The organism is Kitasatospora sp. NPDC024654 (assembly GCF_055559155.1).
The window spans coordinates 1-15,133 of record NZ_JBVHLF010000121.1; the positions used below are offsets into that span (position 1 = coordinate 1).

Annotated in this window: 12 protein-coding genes and 1 pseudogene; 7 read left to right on the plus strand and 6 right to left on the minus strand. The window is 71.2% G+C overall.

The window, feature by feature from the left end:
• Positions 1 to 204, plus strand: a pseudogene (locus ACZ38L_RS35520) (hypothetical protein); the annotation flags it as partial.
• Between the two features lie 189 nt (positions 205 to 393).
• Entirely contained in the window at positions 394 to 2,820 is a 2,427-nt protein-coding gene (locus ACZ38L_RS35525) for a helicase-associated domain-containing protein (RefSeq protein WP_465701480.1), read from the plus strand.
• A gap of 709 nt (positions 2,821 to 3,529) precedes the next feature.
• Here the strand turns inward: ACZ38L_RS35525 and ACZ38L_RS35530 are convergent.
• The 5 genes from ACZ38L_RS35530 to ACZ38L_RS35550 all read right to left on the minus strand — a co-directional run bounded on the left by ACZ38L_RS35530 (position 3,530) and on the right by ACZ38L_RS35550 (position 8,331).
• Complete coding sequence (locus ACZ38L_RS35530) at positions 3,530 to 5,086, minus strand: AAA family ATPase (RefSeq protein ID WP_465701482.1); 1,557 nt, start codon at positions 5,084 to 5,086, stop codon at positions 3,530 to 3,532.
• A gap of 41 nt (positions 5,087 to 5,127) precedes the next feature.
• A complete protein-coding gene (locus ACZ38L_RS35535; protein ID WP_465701484.1) occupies positions 5,128 to 5,712 on the minus strand; it encodes a hypothetical protein in 585 nt (194 codons plus the stop codon).
• A 5-nt stretch (positions 5,713 to 5,717) separates the two neighbouring features.
• Positions 5,718 to 5,900 (minus strand): hypothetical protein, encoded by a 183-nt coding sequence (locus tag ACZ38L_RS35540; protein ID WP_465701486.1) that lies wholly within the window; start codon positions 5,898 to 5,900, stop codon positions 5,718 to 5,720.
• A 14-nt stretch (positions 5,901 to 5,914) separates the two neighbouring features.
• Complete coding sequence (locus ACZ38L_RS35545) at positions 5,915 to 7,687, minus strand: hypothetical protein (RefSeq protein WP_465701488.1); 1,773 nt, start codon at positions 7,685 to 7,687, stop codon at positions 5,915 to 5,917.
• Positions 7,688 to 7,782: 95 nt separating this feature from the next.
• Positions 7,783 to 8,331: a hypothetical protein gene (locus ACZ38L_RS35550; protein ID WP_465701490.1), complete on the minus strand. Its 549-nt coding sequence runs from the start codon at positions 8,329 to 8,331 to the stop codon at positions 7,783 to 7,785.
• A 590-nt stretch (positions 8,332 to 8,921) separates the two neighbouring features.
• Between ACZ38L_RS35550 and ACZ38L_RS35555 the strand changes: the two genes are divergently transcribed.
• Genes ACZ38L_RS35555 through ACZ38L_RS35570 form a run of 4 tightly spaced genes read left to right on the plus strand, consistent with a single transcriptional unit; the run spans position 8,922 to position 13,886 of the window.
• Positions 8,922 to 9,710, plus strand: coding sequence for a hypothetical protein (locus tag ACZ38L_RS35555; protein WP_465701492.1), 789 nt, complete (start codon positions 8,922 to 8,924; stop codon positions 9,708 to 9,710).
• On the plus strand, positions 9,707 to 12,568 hold the full coding sequence (locus ACZ38L_RS35560) for an ATP-binding protein (protein ID WP_465701494.1): 2,862 nt from the start codon (positions 9,707 to 9,709) through the stop codon (positions 12,566 to 12,568). The genes ACZ38L_RS35555 and ACZ38L_RS35560 overlap by 4 nt, the downstream gene beginning before the upstream one ends.
• The gene (locus ACZ38L_RS35565) at positions 12,565 to 13,566 is read left to right on the plus strand and encodes a hypothetical protein (protein WP_465701496.1); all 1,002 of its coding nucleotides are present in this window, start codon (positions 12,565 to 12,567) and stop codon (positions 13,564 to 13,566) included. The genes ACZ38L_RS35560 and ACZ38L_RS35565 overlap by 4 nt, the downstream gene beginning before the upstream one ends.
• A complete protein-coding gene (locus tag ACZ38L_RS35570; protein WP_465701498.1) occupies positions 13,563 to 13,886 on the plus strand; it encodes a hypothetical protein in 324 nt (107 codons plus the stop codon). Before ACZ38L_RS35565 ends, ACZ38L_RS35570 begins: the two co-directional genes overlap by 4 nt.
• A 39-nt stretch (positions 13,887 to 13,925) precedes the next feature.
• On the opposite strand, the gene ACZ38L_RS35575 is transcribed toward ACZ38L_RS35570, so the two are convergent.
• Complete coding sequence (locus ACZ38L_RS35575) at positions 13,926 to 14,642, minus strand: endonuclease/exonuclease/phosphatase family protein (RefSeq protein WP_465701500.1); 717 nt, start codon at positions 14,640 to 14,642, stop codon at positions 13,926 to 13,928.
• Positions 14,643 to 14,803: 161 nt separating this feature from the next.
• On the opposite strand from ACZ38L_RS35575, the gene ACZ38L_RS35580 reads away from it, so the two are divergent.
• Entirely contained in the window at positions 14,804 to 15,064 is a 261-nt protein-coding gene (locus ACZ38L_RS35580; RefSeq protein WP_465701502.1) for a helix-turn-helix domain-containing protein, read from the plus strand.
• Positions 15,065 to 15,133: the final 69 nt, after the last annotated feature.

Below are 15,133 nucleotides of genomic sequence, written 5' to 3' on the forward strand. Positions count from 1 at the left end.
TGGCGCGAGGTCGAGGACCACGTCGCCCGGAAGCAGACGGCCCGCTATGACACCGCCGTCGCTCTCCTGGTCGAGCTCCGTGACGCCTGTGACCACGTGGGGCGCGGCCCTGAGTTCCGGCAGCGGGTGGCCGAGCTCCGCGAGCAGTACCAGCACCTGCCCGGTCTACTGCGCCGGCTCGACGACCGGGCACTGCGAGGCTGACGCCCGTCACTTCGCGAGGGACCACAGTCCGTTGGGGGCACCTCCCGGCCGAAGGCTGGGGGAGAATGCGTCTTCGGACGCCCTCGTCCAGTTCGGTTTGCGTCAGTATCGGCGTCAAGCGACGGTGGAAGGTCCCTGGCTTCAAACCTCTGGCCTCGTCCCCGCTGGCGATTCACTACGCTTGGTGCGGTGAAAGCAGCACGAAGCCTCGCGATCTGGCTGGCCGACCGTACTCCTTCGCAGCTGACCGAACTGTTGGAGCAGCGCGAACTTCCCCACGCGGCCAGGGTGGCGAGCCTGACCGACCTGGCCGCCCACCTGCTGACGGACGCCTCGACGGCCCTGGGGCTGATCGGGATCAGCCTCGGGGACCTTCAACTGCTGGTCGCTGTGGCGACCTTGGCCGAACGGTTGCACGGTCCGCTACCGGCCGTCCCGCCTGCTCATCACCTGTTCATGGGCTACGGCGGCCGTTCACCACGGCTCGACGCGCCTGCGGTCGACCCCGCTGACCGGTCCGTGACCCGGGACCAGCTCTTCCGATTCCTGCAACTCGACGGCGCAGGTCGGTCCGCGGCCGAGGCCGCGCTGTCCCGGCTGACTGAGCGGGCCCTGGTACTGCCCTCGTCCGGAAGCAGGGTCACTGTTCCGATCCTGCTCCACCGTCAGGCGGGCGAAGGCGGCGGTTACGGCCGACCCGCCGAACAACTGCTCACCGACGCCTTCAACGCTCCGGAGATTCACCGCATCGCGCAGGGGCTGGGGCTCGCGAAGGCGCGCACTCGGGACGAGGCGCAGCGGCAGATCGTGGACGTGCTCAGGGACGCGAAACGCGTGCGCGCCATGGCCGCCGAGGCGCCGCCCGCGGCCTTGGACCTGCTGGAAAAACTGGTTCCGGGCCCGCCACTGCTGCGCACGCACTGCTTCGTCTCCCGGTACGGCGGCGGCTTCTACCCGGGCTCCGGGGGCAAGTTCACCTTCCGGGAAGGCGGCTCGGGAGATGCCGGCACGGACTGGCTGGCCGCCCGCGGCCTGGTCCTTCCGGTGGATGAGGACCTGGCGGAACTGCCGCGCGAGGTGGCCGACGCGTTGCGCGACCATGACCACGCGCCGAGCTACCAGTCTGCCCCGCCCCCGGTCGAGGGCACGGTGGAGATCGCAGGTGGTGCAGTCGAGAGCCAGGCGCAGGCGGCGTTGGCCGAGGCGGCCTCCCGGGTCGAGCTGGTGCTCCGGCAGGTAGCCGTGCAGCCGCTCGCTGTGCGCAAGGCGGGCGGAATCGCAGTCCGGGACACCCGCCGGCTGGCGAAGGCGGTCGGCATGCCGGAGGAACAAGCCCGGCTGTGGCTCGACCTGGCGAACAACGCGGACCTGATCACCCCTTGTGCCGAGGAACCGGAGGCCCCGGCGAGAGGGCGGGGCCGCGCGCGTCGTCCGGAATCCCAGCCACCTGCCCGGATGCTGCCCACCGAGCGGTACGACGAGTGGCTGGCGGCTCCACCCGCTCGGCGGCTGCTGCCGCTCGTCGCCACCTGGGCGGTGGTGCCCGAGGTGTTCAGCCATTGGCCGGACGAGAATGACACCCCGGTCGCGCTGGTCACGCCGGAGGACGGCGAGGCTGTCGATCTGCGCTATGCCGTGCTGGAGGCTCTGGCTACCCTTCCGGCCGGGCACGGAGTCGCCACCGGCAAGCCCGCTCGCGCGCGGGCGACCGCTCTCTCCGGTCTCATCGCCACGGCGGCCTGGTTCCGCCCGACTGTCCTCGCGCAAGGTTCGTGGGAGGTTGAGCGGGTCGAGGCGACCCTGGCGGAGGCGGAGTTGCTCGGGGCCGTCGCCCACGGAGCGCTGACTCCGCTCGGGCACGCCGTGCTCGGGCTCCTGAGGGCCGGTGCACACCGCCACTTCCCCGCCGTTCCGGGCGCCGGGCCGGCGGTGCGCGACCGTCCTGCGCTGGACGACGCGGTTCGGCAGTTGTCCACAGCCCTGGACGCGCTGCTGCCGGCGCCGCAGACCACCGCCCGGTTCCAGGCGGACCTTACGGCCGTGGTCGCCGGAGCCGCCGCATCGGAGCTGACCGACCTGCTGGCCGCCTGCGCGGACCGGGAGTCGGAGGGTCATGCCGTGGTGTGGCGGATCACCCCTGCGGCGGTCCGCCGGGCGCTGGACTCCGGATGGGACGCCGCCGACCTGCTGGCTCGGCTGGCCGACGTCTCCGAGGGCGGGCGGCCGCTTCCGCAGCCCCTGGAGTACCTGATCAAGGACACCGCGCGGACCCACGGCCGGATGCGAGTGGTGCGCTCCGCCTGCTGCATCCGCTCCGACGACGAGGCACTGGTGTCGGAGCTCGCCGCGGCCCGTGCGCTGTCCAGGCTCGGGTTGCGACGGATCGCGCCGACCGTGCTGATCAGCACGGCCGAGCCCGAAGCAACCCTTGCCGCGCTCCGGGCTGCCGGCTACGCCCCCGTGCTGGAGGCGGAGACCGGGACGACGGTCATCGAGAAGGCCGGCCGGGAACGCGGTCCCAAGCGCATGCCGCCACTGTCCGGAGCACGACCGCGCCACGGCAAGGGACCGAGCACTGCCCAGTCGCTGGCGAGCGCGTTGCTGGCAGGCCGATGACCCTCCGCAGCTGACGCGCCGACGGATCACTGTTCCGAAGGCGCGTCAGAGAGGGCGACTCGTCGGCTTCGCAGGCCGTCAGTTGATCACTTCGACGGCACAGCGCGTACCAGAACCTCGCTGCAGCTTGGCGTCGCCGGTGACCAGGGGAACGCCCAAGTGCTCGGCGAGGGCGACGTACGCCGCGTCGTAAGCGGTGAAGTTGCCGCGGAGTTCCCAGATCCTGGGTAGGAGCTCTTCGGGGGCATCGTGGCTGGTCAGGTTTGGTGGCCAGGGCCGGGGTCGAACCGGCGACCTTCCGCTTTTCAGGCCAAGCCGAAGTGTCGAGATGCCCTGCTTCGAGTGTTTCTGTCGTCCGTGGAAGTGCGGCTTCGGACGTCATCGTGTACGGCGGTTGGCGTCAGCGTCGGCGTCAACCGGGCGGCCCGGCCGCGTGCCTGCTCGTCGTCGGGAGCGGTTGGGCAGCGGTCGAAGAATGGCCCAGTCCCGACCCGACCCCGCTGCCACGGTGCCTCGGGCCGTCCCGGCGGTGGCTATCGCGCCCGAGGGCTTCGAGGGCGAGGGACTCCCGGTCCGCCAGGCCTTCGCGAAGATCAACGCCAAGTTTCTCGACCGTTCATCAGGATGGACCAGATGGGCGAGGTGGACTGGAGGGCCGGTCTTCCGCGAGGAAAATCGGCCCTCGTCGTCGTACGGGCGGGGCCGCGGATCAGATCGGCAGCACCCGGCGTCCGGGGCGCTCGCCGGGACTCGCGGGGTGGGCGGGACTGCCGGCCGGGACGGCGCGGTCGCGGCCCCAGGCACGGATGTCCTCGATCTGCTCCGGGTTGGTGCGGCTCAGCGGCGAGGTGTTGACGAAGGCGTCCACCATGAACGACGCGGACGGCAGGTCTATGCCGCCGGTGAGGAAGAACTGCGCGCCCACCTCGTGCAGCGCGGCCTCGATGTCGGAGCCCGCGAAGCCCTCGGAGGCCGCGACCAGCTTGTCCAGCAGCTCCGGCTCCGGCTCGGTCCGCAGATAGCGCCGGTGGTAGAGCGCGATGATCTCCCGCCGGTCGTCGCCGTCCGGCAGGTCCACGAAGAAAAGCTCGTCGAAGCGGCCCTTGCGGAGCAGCTCGGGTGGCAGGCTGCGGACGTCGTTGGCGGTGGCGACGACGAACACCCGGGCTGTGGACTCCTGCAGCCAGAACAGGAACTGGCCCACCAGCCGCCGGCTCACTCCGGTGCTGTCGTTCTGCCCGGCCAAGCCCTTCTCGATCTCGTCGAGCCACAGCACGCACGGAGCCACCCGCTCCGCGGTGTCCAGGGCCTCGCGCAGACGGCTCTCCGACTGGCCGACGTACTGGCCCATGATCGAGGCCAGGTCCAGGCGGTAGAGCGGCAGATGCCACTCGGCGGCGATGGTCTTGGCGGACAGCGACTTGCCGCAGCCCGGGACGCCGACGAGCAGCACGCCACGCGGCGGACGCAGGCCGGTGCCGCGCAGGTCGGCCTCCATCAGCTGGTGCTTGCGGTGCAGCCACATCCGCAGGCTCTTCAGGCCGCCGACGGCGTGGTCGCCGTCCTTGAGGTGCACCCGCTCCAGTCCGGCGAGCTCACCGAAGATCCGGTCCTTGGACCGGGCCAGCAAGGTCACGTCCTCGCGCTCGACCGAGCCCTTGGCGACGAGCGTGGCGAGCAGGTTGACCGCCTCGCCCTCGGTGACGCCGACGAGGAACTCGGCGGCCCGGCGGGTGTCCTTCTCCGTCCAGGCGATCGGCACGACGCCGTGGTGGTCACCCAGGAAGCCGCGGATGGTCTGGTACATCTCCTCGGCGTCCGGCAGGTCCAGTTGCAGGCCCATGCCGAGGCGCTGCAGGCCGGACCAGACCGGTGCGTCCGTGATCAGCACGATGCTGCCGGAGTTCTGGTCCGCGAGGCGGGCGAGCTCGGCCATGTGCCGGGTGACCGGCGTGTCGTCGGTGAGCTCCTCGGGATCGACGAAGACGATCGTCGCTTGGGCCCGGGAGGTGAACTGAGCGGCGGCGAACTCCATCGCGCCCACGAGGGAGCGGTCGTCGCTGACGGGCGTGTTGGTCCGCAGGTCGCGCAGGCCGGTGGCCCGCGTGTAGACCCAGAACGGCAGGTTGGCACGGCGCGGGCTGCCGGCCACCTCCTTGACCAGGCTCAGGGCCCGCTGCTGCTCGATGGTGCGCAGCCCGATCACGGGCACCCGGGCTGCCACGTAACTGTCGAGATCGCGCCGGGACTCGGCGAAGTTGGGCATCGAAGGCTCTCTGTCGTGTGTGGTCGGGCTGTCGTGTGCGGTCAGTCGCTGATCACACGGCGGCGCCGGGCGGCGGCCGGATCGACGAACCACGGGTCAGCGGGTGCGGCGGGTGCGCCAGAAGCCGCGGGCGCAGCGGCCCGGGACGGTGGCTCGGCCGCCCGGGTCAGCCGGTTGTCGCGGACGGTGCGCAGCCGCGCCTCCACGATCCGGGGGTCGACGCCGCGCCGCCGCATCTCCTCCACCTGGCGCTCCAGCGACTGCTGCAGGTGACGGACCTGCTCGTCCACCACACCCACGAGCTGCTCCCGCCAGTCCGCGGGGAGCGATGGGTGGGCGGCCATCGCCCTGATCCGCTGCAGTCCGCCGCGGGCCTGGGCGAGTTCCCGGCCGACACCGAACTCGTCCGGCGCCTGCGCGATGGCCGCGGACAGTGATGCGCACCAGGACGAGAGCTGCTGGTTCAGGGCATCCCAGATCCGCTGAAGCAGTCGCTGCCAGGTGTCGGCGGTGAAGTCCTCCTTGACCAGCGAAGGCAGCGCGTCACCGTCAACCGCCTCCCCCGCAGCCCACCGCTCCAGGTGGGCGGACCAGGCGTTGTACTGGCCCCCGGTCGTCCACAGCACGGCGATCAGGCGCTTCCGCCGCGCCGTACGGTGATCTCGCCCGGCGGCAGCGGCTCCCAGCCGGGCAGGCCTTCGACGATGCGGCGCATCCGCGCTGTGGTCCGGTCCTCACCGGTCGGGCGGGACCGGGCCCAGGGCAGCTCGTCATCGGCGTCGGCCTGCCGGGGGAAGGGGTGGGGCGTGTTCACGAGTCCTCCTCAGGTCAGCCGGTCACGGTGTCGGGCCGGACGGTCCGCTGCTCGAACGGGGTTGGGGCGTGCGCGGCGGCGGGAAGCGAGTCGATCAGCTCGCGTACCTTTGTCTGCTGCTGTTCGGCCCGCTGGAAGCGGGTCTCGAAGTCGCGCAACTCGGCTCCGGCCGCGCGCAGTTGGCGCACGGAGTCCTCACGGGCGGCCTCCAGTATGCCGCGGGCGTACTTCTGTGCCTCGAGTGCCGCGGTGTGACGGCGGCGCAGCACCAGCCACCAGGGTCCGCCCACGACCAGCGCGGCCAGCGGGCCGAAGATCGGGTTGATGGCCATGCCGAGCAGGAGAACCGCGGCCACCACGACGCCGGGCAGGATCGCCTCGCGCTGGAGGTTGTAGGCCATCTGGTCGATGAACGGCTTCACGTGGCCGTCCCAGTGGGCGCGCAGCTGCAGCTCCAGCTGGTCCAGCGGTACCACGAACGAGCCCACCCAGCGCGGGAGCCCGAAGGAGTTGGCGCCGAAGTTGTGGTTCGACTCGAAGGCCGCCTCGACGGTCTCCGGCAGAACCGCCCGGTAGGCCAGGGAGAACTGCTCGTGGGCCTCCCGGAACCATGCGTGGCAGCCGCTGACGGCCAGCCGCTGTGTGGCCATGGAGACGCCGATGGCCTTGGGGTTGAGTGCCGCGGACGACTGGACGGTGAGATAGTCCAGCGTCTCGTCGAACGACCGGGTGTCCGCGTCCACGGTCCGCCGGGCGGCATCGGCGTCACCCTGGTGGGCCACGACCGCCTTGTGGAACTGGAGTTCGCGGCGCAGCGGCAGCTCGTCGTTGTCGTACTCGGAGACCAGCCGGTCGAGGATGTCGTCGATCGCGTCCTCGATGCCGGTGGTGGGCGGCAGCGGTGCGGACAACAGCGCCTGGTACTTCGCCAGCAGCGCCTGGTGCGCCTCGGCGGAGCTGAGCGCCGATTCCAGCGCCTGCCACTGCGGGGAGACCTTCGTCAGCCATGGGAAGTCGGCGGCTGCGGAGGGCGCCTGGTGCTCCTCGCACTCGGCGCGCCAGCGGGCAACCTGGGCTGCGTTGGCGTTCTGGTCCGCGGACATCGTCTCCCGCCAGGTCTCCAGCGTCCGCTGGACCAACTCCCGGCCGGCCGGCCCGAATCCGCCCTGCGCGGCGGCCTCCAGGATGACGGCGAACTCCCGTCCCAGCGCCGCCGGGTCCTGCGCGGCCAGGTAGTGCCGCAGCCAGCGCACCGAGGAGGCCTGCCGCCCCTGGCGGCGCAGCACCAGGGCGAACAGCAGCGAGGTGCGGCCCGGCGAGCGGCGGAAGGCCTCTTCGACGGCGCGGTCGCACAGGGTCCGGTCGTCGGCGGACCAAGCCGCCAGTGCCACCAGCGCCGGGGCGAGCCAGTAGCGCGGCGTCTGGATCATCAGTTGCTCCGAGACCGTCTGCACCGTCTGCTCGGTCACCAGGCCCACGTCGAAAGCCTGCAGCAGTCCCACCGTGGTGCGCCGCACCACCTTGTGGTGGCCGAACTCGTGCTCCATCTCGTCCTGGATCGCGCCGATCCGGATCTCCGCCCGCTGCATGTTGGCGGTGAGCTGCGACCGCTGCACGAACAACTGGAAGTCGCTGCGGAGTTGCTCGAGGGCGTTGCGGGTGTCCTGCTGCATGGCCCCGACGCCGGCCACTTGGCCGGACACCCGTCCCAAGTTCTGATCCAGATGCAGGACGAGGTTCTTGAGCTGCTGCACCTGGTTGCGTAGATGCAGATCGATTTCGGGCATGCCGCGAATCTCTCCTCTTCACAGAGCGCTTGGCGATCCGGGGTTTCACAGATTGTGTTGGTTGGACGGAGCGTTGGTTGCACGGAGCGTCGGCGTCACAGGCCGCTGGTCCAGACGACCCCATCCGGGCCGACCGGGAGGAGCCGGCCACTCGCGTAGATCTCGACCAAGGGATAGGCGCCTGTACGGACCAGCATCCGGGCGCGCGCGTACGGCTCGGGCATCGGGTCGGCAGGCGCGTAGTGGTCCAGGATGGCCTGCATCAGATCCAGTCGATGGTCGACGTACGGCGGGCCCAGTCCGCAGACGGCGACCCACCCCAACGGAAAGTCCCCGTACTCGGTGGCGTACTGCTCGCGGATCCAGTCAGCGAGCCGACGACGCGTGGACTCGTCGAGCTGCGCATCCAGTTGGTGCGCCGCCTGGAACAGGCCGGCGTGGCGCGGCTTGCGCAGGTTCACCAGGGAGCCACCGAGACCCTCGACAGCCTGGTCAAACTGGTGTTCAGCACCCGAGTGCTGAGCGGACCGGCCGTGCACCGACGGGCCCTGGGCCGACTTCCCGTACGCGGATTGCTCGGCTGCCGACTGGCCGTGCACCGACTGGCCGGGAAGGTCCACCTTCCTGCGCTGCCGGAAATCCATGCGCCCTCCCCCTTTTGCGCGTGGCCGGAGGCGGCCCCACCCGCCGCCGTGGCGGCTGAACCGGCCGGGCCTCCGTTGTCCGTGTCGAAATGCCATAGAATTCCAGGCACTTTCATCGTGTGTCGGGGGTCATCGTGACGTGCTGGAACTGCGGCGCGCAACTCGTTCACCAGGATGGCGCCTGCCCCCGATGTGCGGTCGGACCGCGCAACTCCGGGGTGCCGCAGGCCGATCCGGACCAGCCATTGTTCCCTGCCCTCGCCTTGGCCGACCTGGCGTCAGATGACATGTCCCTGTTCGGTGGACTGGCTGAGGCCGACGACGCACCGCTCTTCCCGCCCGCTCCACGCCTCGCCGCGAAGGCGGACGCAGCGCCGCGCGTGGTGGACGCGGCGCCGCGCTTGACCTCCCCGCGTCGGGTGGTGGAGGTCCCGACGCCGAGCGGCGGTCCCGGGCGCGCCGCGCCCCACTCGAACCCGTCGCATGGGCCGACTCCGCCACCCGGCCCCATGCCGCCACCGGGGCCCATGCCGCCGCTGGCGCCACCGGCGAACGCCCACACCGCCGCGCCAACCTCGACCTTGAGCGACGTGCCGAACGACCGACCCTCCGGCCCGTTCGGCACGCCCCGGGCCGGCCACGCGAGCCACCCGCAGCTCGTCGGGGTCATCGACGGGCCGGTCTCACCCGACACACAGCAATACCGCCCCTGGGGCCTGCGCGCCCTGGTCGTCGCCGTGCTCCTGTACGCCGTGTTCTTCGTGGTCTCGCTCATCCGCGCGGTGCTCGGCGACGCAGTCAACGGCTCGGGCAGCGTCGGCTCGGTGCTGAGCCGGCTCCTGTATGTCGTGTCGGCCCTGCTGGTCATGGTGCTCAGCATCGCGATGGTGTTCCGCGGCATCTCCGGCAAGAGCGGAGGCTCCGGGTCGGGGCTGCTGAGCAGCCTGATCAAAGCCACCGGGAGCGTGCTGGCCGCCGCCTTGAAGCTGCTCGGCCGCGGCATCGCCGCAGCCTTCAAGGGCGGCAGCGTCACGGTCAGGTCGACCGGCACCTCCGAACTCTCCCGCCCAGTACGCCGGTTCCGGGTCCGGGAGCTGTCGGGCCAGGTGACGGCGTGCACCCTGCTCGGCGAACTCGTCGGCGACGAGCTGCGCCAGGGGGATGTGGTGCGCGTCTACGGCCGCGACACTCGGCGCGGGCACATCAAGGTGCGTCGCGCCGAGGTGCTCACCGACCCGTCCGGCACGGTGGTCAGCACCGTCGCGACCCGCACCGCCCGGCGCTTCCTGCTACTCATCTGGCTGGACCGTGCGTCCTGGCTGGTCGCGTTCACCATCCTCGGCTATCTCGTGTTCCAGGCGGGTCGGGTGCTGTCGTGACGGTTCCGTACGGGGGCGCGGCCGCCCTGCCGCCCCTCCTGGAGCGTGCCGCGTTGCTGCTCGAGTCATCGCAGGCCTGGGCACCCGGGGACGGCGCGGTCGGTGAGGCCGAGCAGCTGCTGGCCCGCGGCCCGCGGCCGGCGCCGGCCGCCGCGCCGCTGGGCCGGGCGGCACCGCAGCTGGACGGACTCAGCTGGCTGTGCCTGCGCGAGGCGGCGGCCGAGCACGACCTGCGGCTGACGGCGGCTCGGGCGTCCGCCGCGTGGACCGCGCTCGCCTCGGCGGGGCGGCCCGCTGCGCTCGTCCTGGGTGCGGATGCGGACGGCCGCGCAGGCATCGCCGTGGGCCTGCCGGGTGGTACGGAAGGCGCCCCGATGCGTCAGTGGCTCTCCGACGCCGCCCCGGATCTGATCTGGGCCCCGGGCGTCCCGCCCGGGTGGGCCACCGTCGCCCGCCCCGGGCACCTTGAGGAGTCCCTGACCTGCCGTCCGGGACCCGGCACGACATCCGCGGACGCCGGTCCCGCAGTGGCGCGTAGTGGCTCTGGCAGGAAGGCGGCCGGGGACGGCGGCCTGCCCGGGATGACCCAGCTACTCTCCCTGCCGACCTCCGACTGGTGCCTGGTGCTGCTTTTGGAGCCGCTGGCGCCAGACGGTCTGGCCGCCGCGCGCGACCGGCTGGTCCAGCTGCGGGCCCGTGCCGCCCGCAGCCTCACCACGTCGGAAGGCGTGCGGGACCACGTCCAGCGCTCCATCACGGACCCGAGGACAGAATCCCTCGTGGAATCGCTCGGCGCCTGGTCGGGCCTGGTCGACGACTGCCTGCAGAGCGGCGGTTGGCGTGTGTCCGCCTGGGTAAGCGCGCACTCCGCATCGGCACTGGCCGTGGTCAAGGCGGCCTTCTCCCGCTCGCTGCAGAGTGAGTCCGCGGCCGTGCCGGGCGGCCGGACCCAGTACTGGGACGCCTCGTCGTCGGCGGACGGGGCCCCGGCTGGTCACAGCTGGCTGAGCTCCAGGGACCTCGCCGCGCTGTTGGTCCCGCCCCCGGACGCGGTCGGCGACCTGCAGATCCGGCTCCCGCTCCCGGCGGGGCGCCGGTCCAAGGCGGTCGCCCGCCCGATCACCCTCGGCCACTGGCTCGGCACCGACCTCCCCGCCGTCCTCGACGTCGACGACCTGGCCGGCCACGCCTTCGTGGCCGGTATCACCGGCTCCGGCAAGAGCACGACCACCAGCAGACTGCTGGTCCAGCTCTGGAACGAGCACCGGGTGCCCTTCCTCGTCATCGACCCCGCCAAGGCCGACTACGAGAAGGTCTCCCAGGCCCTCGACGGCGGGCTCACCATCGTCTCCGGTACCGACCTGCGGATGAACGCCCTCGCGCCCTGGCCCGGACGCCCGGCCAGCCGGCACATCGCCCTGGTGACCACCGCCTTCCGCGCGGCCTTCGGCCTGCCAGTGCCCGTTCCCTACGTCGCCTCGCTGATCCTCGAGGAGCTGGCCGTCGACGCCGAGGCCGGCCTCGACGTCAGCCTGCACGACGCGGCGGCACGCCTGGACTCGCTGGTCGCGGAGCTCGGCTACCAGGGGGAGATCGAGAGCAACATCCGCGCCTCGCTCGGCCTGCGGCTGCGCCTGCTGCTCCAGCCCGGCCGCGCCGAGCGGGTCGCGGGCAGCGGCGCCCCCGTCTGGCTCACGGAACGTCCGACCCTGATCCAGCTCAGCGACCTCGGCGACGAGGAGGAGCGCGCCTTCCTCGCCTCCCTGCTGGTGCTCTACATCGCCGACGCGGCCCGGGCCCGCGGCGAGTCCCCCTCGGTCCGCCACGTCACCGTGGTCGAGGAGGCACACCGCCTCATGCCCGAACCTCGCTCTCCCTCCGCGGAGGAGGGTGATGCCGCCTCGGTCGCCGCCCGCCTGATGACCCAGCTCCTGGCCGAGGTCCGTGCCTACGGCGAATCCTTGATGGTCGTCGACCAGAGCCCGGCCGCGGTCGCCCGCGAGGTGCTGCGCAACACCAACCTCAAGCTCGCCCACCGCATCGTCGACACCGACGACCAGCGGGCCCTGGGCGGCGCGCTGGGCCTCGCCGAGGACGAGACACCCATGCTGGGTTCGCTGACGGTGGGCCGCTGCCTGATGTCCTCCCGCGACCTCATCCGACCCCAGTCCGTCCAGGTGTCCCCGCCCGACCTGGCTCCTGAACCTGTGCTCTCCGTCAGCGTTCCCGGCCCTTCAGCCCCAGAGCTTCCCCCGGCGCGCTGCCACCGGGCTGCGGACGCCCGCCACCACCACGCCAGCGAAAGCCACGGCGCACGGGCGGAACTCGCCGTCGCGCTCTGGGTCGCCGACCCGGACTGCCTGGACGTGATCGAGGAGCTGCAGCCGGTGCTCGCTGAATCGCCGCTCGTCCGTACCGCTTGCCTGGTGGATGTCGGAATCCGCCGTCATGTGCGGACGCTGCGCCGCATCGGGCACCTGGCCGACGCGGATGCCACGGGATACGCCGACCGGTTGTGGGCGGCGATGCTCGGGCGCGGGAAGCTGCCCGCGCACCCGGGTGAGCGGACAACGCGCCCGTTCAGCAGCTGTGCCAAATGTCAAACCGTCTGCACGGTCCGGTCCGTGGTGGCTTCGGGCGCATTGCCACAACTCGGCCGCGCGAGAACGGCGGTGGCGCGCGCCACCGGGACGAAGGCGTCGGTGGACGCGGTCGCGGTCGCCATGGAATCCTGCCGGATGGAGCTGGCCGCGTCGCGCTCAGCCAGTATCGCCCGGGCCGTGGGGTACTGCCTGGGGGCCCATGTGAGCAACGAGTTCGGCTACGAGGCTGCCTTGCTGACCTTTATGAACAAGTGAGAGAGGTGCGGGTGGGAGGGTTCGGCGGGAGCGAGACCGGTGAGACCGGGCTCGATGCAGCCGGGACGGAGACGGGGGAGGACCTGTCCTCCGACCTCGAGGCGTTCCACTACGCGTTCGACGACGATGCGGGCGGGGCAGAGCTTCCCGCACCCAGGACCGAGGCTGCTTGGTCATCCGGTGACTCCTCGTCCGCGAACGAGAGTGCCGAGCTGCTGGGCCGGCCGGAGTGGCAGGTACCGGGCGAGGGCGACGAGATCGCGAGGTCCGAGCGACCCGAGTGGCCGGCGACGCTCGACCGATCGGGTTACGAGTACACCAAGCGCGAATACGACTTCGCCGACGTCTCCCCAGAGCAGGCCTGGGACATGCACGAGCACCGGTCTCCGCTGGGCGTGGAGCGCGAGCAGTGGGACACGTGCGTGGGTGAGCTCCGTACCGCCCTTCGCGAGGAGGGGATCGAGGACGCCGACGTCCGACTGAAAGGGTCCGGCTCGTCGTTCGGCTCCGAGAACCCCAACAAGTCCTTTCCGCAGAACGAGGAGCAACTTCGGGCGGCGGTCGAGGCTTATAACGCGGACGTCCCCGGGCAGGAACGGGAGCAGCTCGTCGAGGACGCGCTGAAGCTATATCGCGAGGCGGGATTCAGTGACGAACGGCCCATGCCGACGGCCCCGTTCTTCGACAGCATGTACAAGCTCAACGCCGGCGACGAGAGCGACTACGACTTCCAGCTGAGCAGCGACGAACTGGCCCGGAGATTCCGCGAGTACGCGGCCGAGCATCCTGACGAGACCGTGGTGTCCGACCACGGAGGCCACTTCAAGCACAGGTTCCTGGAGACCGTCGCACCCGCTATGAGCGAATGGGCCGAGCGTTGGGAGGACACCTGGGGCAGGGAGGTCACCCTGGCCACGTTCGACGCGTCGGGCCCCAAGACAGGGCTCCACGAGAATGACTGGGTGGTCATGCGAAACGAGAAGGGGGCCTCGCGATGAAGCCACAGAACCTGTTCGTCTTCCGATTCACCGGTCCGCTGCGGGCGCGGGCGAAGCAACGGCTGACGGAAGCCACGGGTATGCGGATCGGGGACACCGTCAGCCTGTCCAACGACACCCCGGGCAAGGGACGGCTCGCGCCAGGCGTCCGCATCCACCTTTGGCGTCCCAGCGACGACGTTGACGACTGGCAGATCGACGCGACCGCGGCAGAGCCCGAGTACGACCGTGAGGTGGTCGAAGCCTGTCGGCTGCGGCTGCGCGCGCTCCTTCCGCAGATCGCGGTGTCCTGGGAGGAGCGCCCGGTCAGTAGTGACTGAGGAGCCGAGCCCCGGGTGCTCCGCCGGTTCCCTCCCGTCTCACGCGGTGACCGTCGCGCGGACCAGGTTGTGGTCCGAGAGGCCGCCGGCGTCCAGGACCTCCGCGTCGGTGACGTCAGCGCCCCGCAGCACCACGTGGTCGATCCACTCCGAGGCGGCACCCGTGGTGGAGGGCCGCGTCGGCAGAGCGTCGAGTGGAAGATCCGCGACGGCGAAGCCGGAGTCCAGACCGGACGCCACTGTGACCCGATCGGCGTTGAAGTCACCGAGCAGCACAGACGTGTGACCGGGTGAGGGGGCGGCGAGCTCCGCCAAGCGGGTCAGCTGGCCGGCACGCCTCTGATCGCCGCTCACATGGGTGGCGACGATGAGCGTTCCGGCGAGTTCGACGACCAGGGCTCCCTTCCCCGGGTCGTCCGCGAAGGACTCGGCGGCAACCTTCCGGCTGGGGCCGTCGACCAGCAGCACGAGGTACTCCCCCGGATCGCGCAGCAGGGAGGAGGCGCCGTTGCGCGGCTTGGGGACGCGTGGATAGCGGAACGTGTGTACCGTCCGACCGGTCAACGCGGAGCGGAGACTCGCCAACTGGTCACCGCTGACCTCCTGCAGGGCGATGACCTGCTCGGTTCGCCCGGCCAGATGCGCCGTGATCGCGGCGACCCGCGCCGCCTCTTCCGGCCAGCGGGTAAGGATCGCCTCGCCCCAGTTCTCGGCATGGACGCGGTGCAGGACATTCCAAGTGGCAACCGTGATCACGCATCACGATGTTACCGACACGACGCATACCCTTCGCGCCTCGATGTACGTGCTCGCGCTGATGCTCGGCATGCGCCGGGGCGAGCTGCTCCGCCTTCGTCCACCTGGCGACCTCGGGCACGGCAGTCAGCTTCGCCGCTCGCGCTGCCTGAGGGGAAGTCGTGGACTACGGGCAGCAGCTGTCGGCCGCTCTGCGGGAGAGACGAGGGCAACTGGGAATCTCTCAGGCCGAACTCGCCCGGCGGGCCGGCATGACGCAGCCCGGCATCTCCCGTGTGGAACTGGGGGAAACCACCCCAACTCTCCCCCTCCTGGCACGACTCGCCGAGGCGCTGGAGGCAGACCTCGACATCCGACTGGCTCCCCTGGACGGAAGGACGACGATGCGCTTCGTGCCCCGGTGTCACGCCGACGCGGCGTGACACCGGGGTCGGCAGAGGTTGGGGTCACCGGGGAGGGGCCGCCCACCCCTCGTTCTGTCTGTGGTAAAA

Bases quoted from the DNA above. Each gene is read 5' to 3' on its own strand.
- ACZ38L_RS35545 (WP_465701488.1), bottom strand. From the start codon at position 7,687: ATGCCCGAAATCGATCTGCATCTACGCAACCAGGTGCAGCAGCTCAAG.
- ACZ38L_RS35570 (WP_465701498.1), top strand. From the start codon at position 13,563: ATGAAGCCACAGAACCTGTTCGTCTTCCGATTCACCGGTCCGCTGCGG.
- ACZ38L_RS35550 (WP_465701490.1), bottom strand. From the start codon at position 8,331: ATGGATTTCCGGCAGCGCAGGAAGGTGGACCTTCCCGGCCAGTCGGTG.
- ACZ38L_RS35530 (WP_465701482.1), bottom strand. From the start codon at position 5,086: ATGCCCAACTTCGCCGAGTCCCGGCGCGATCTCGACAGTTACGTGGCA.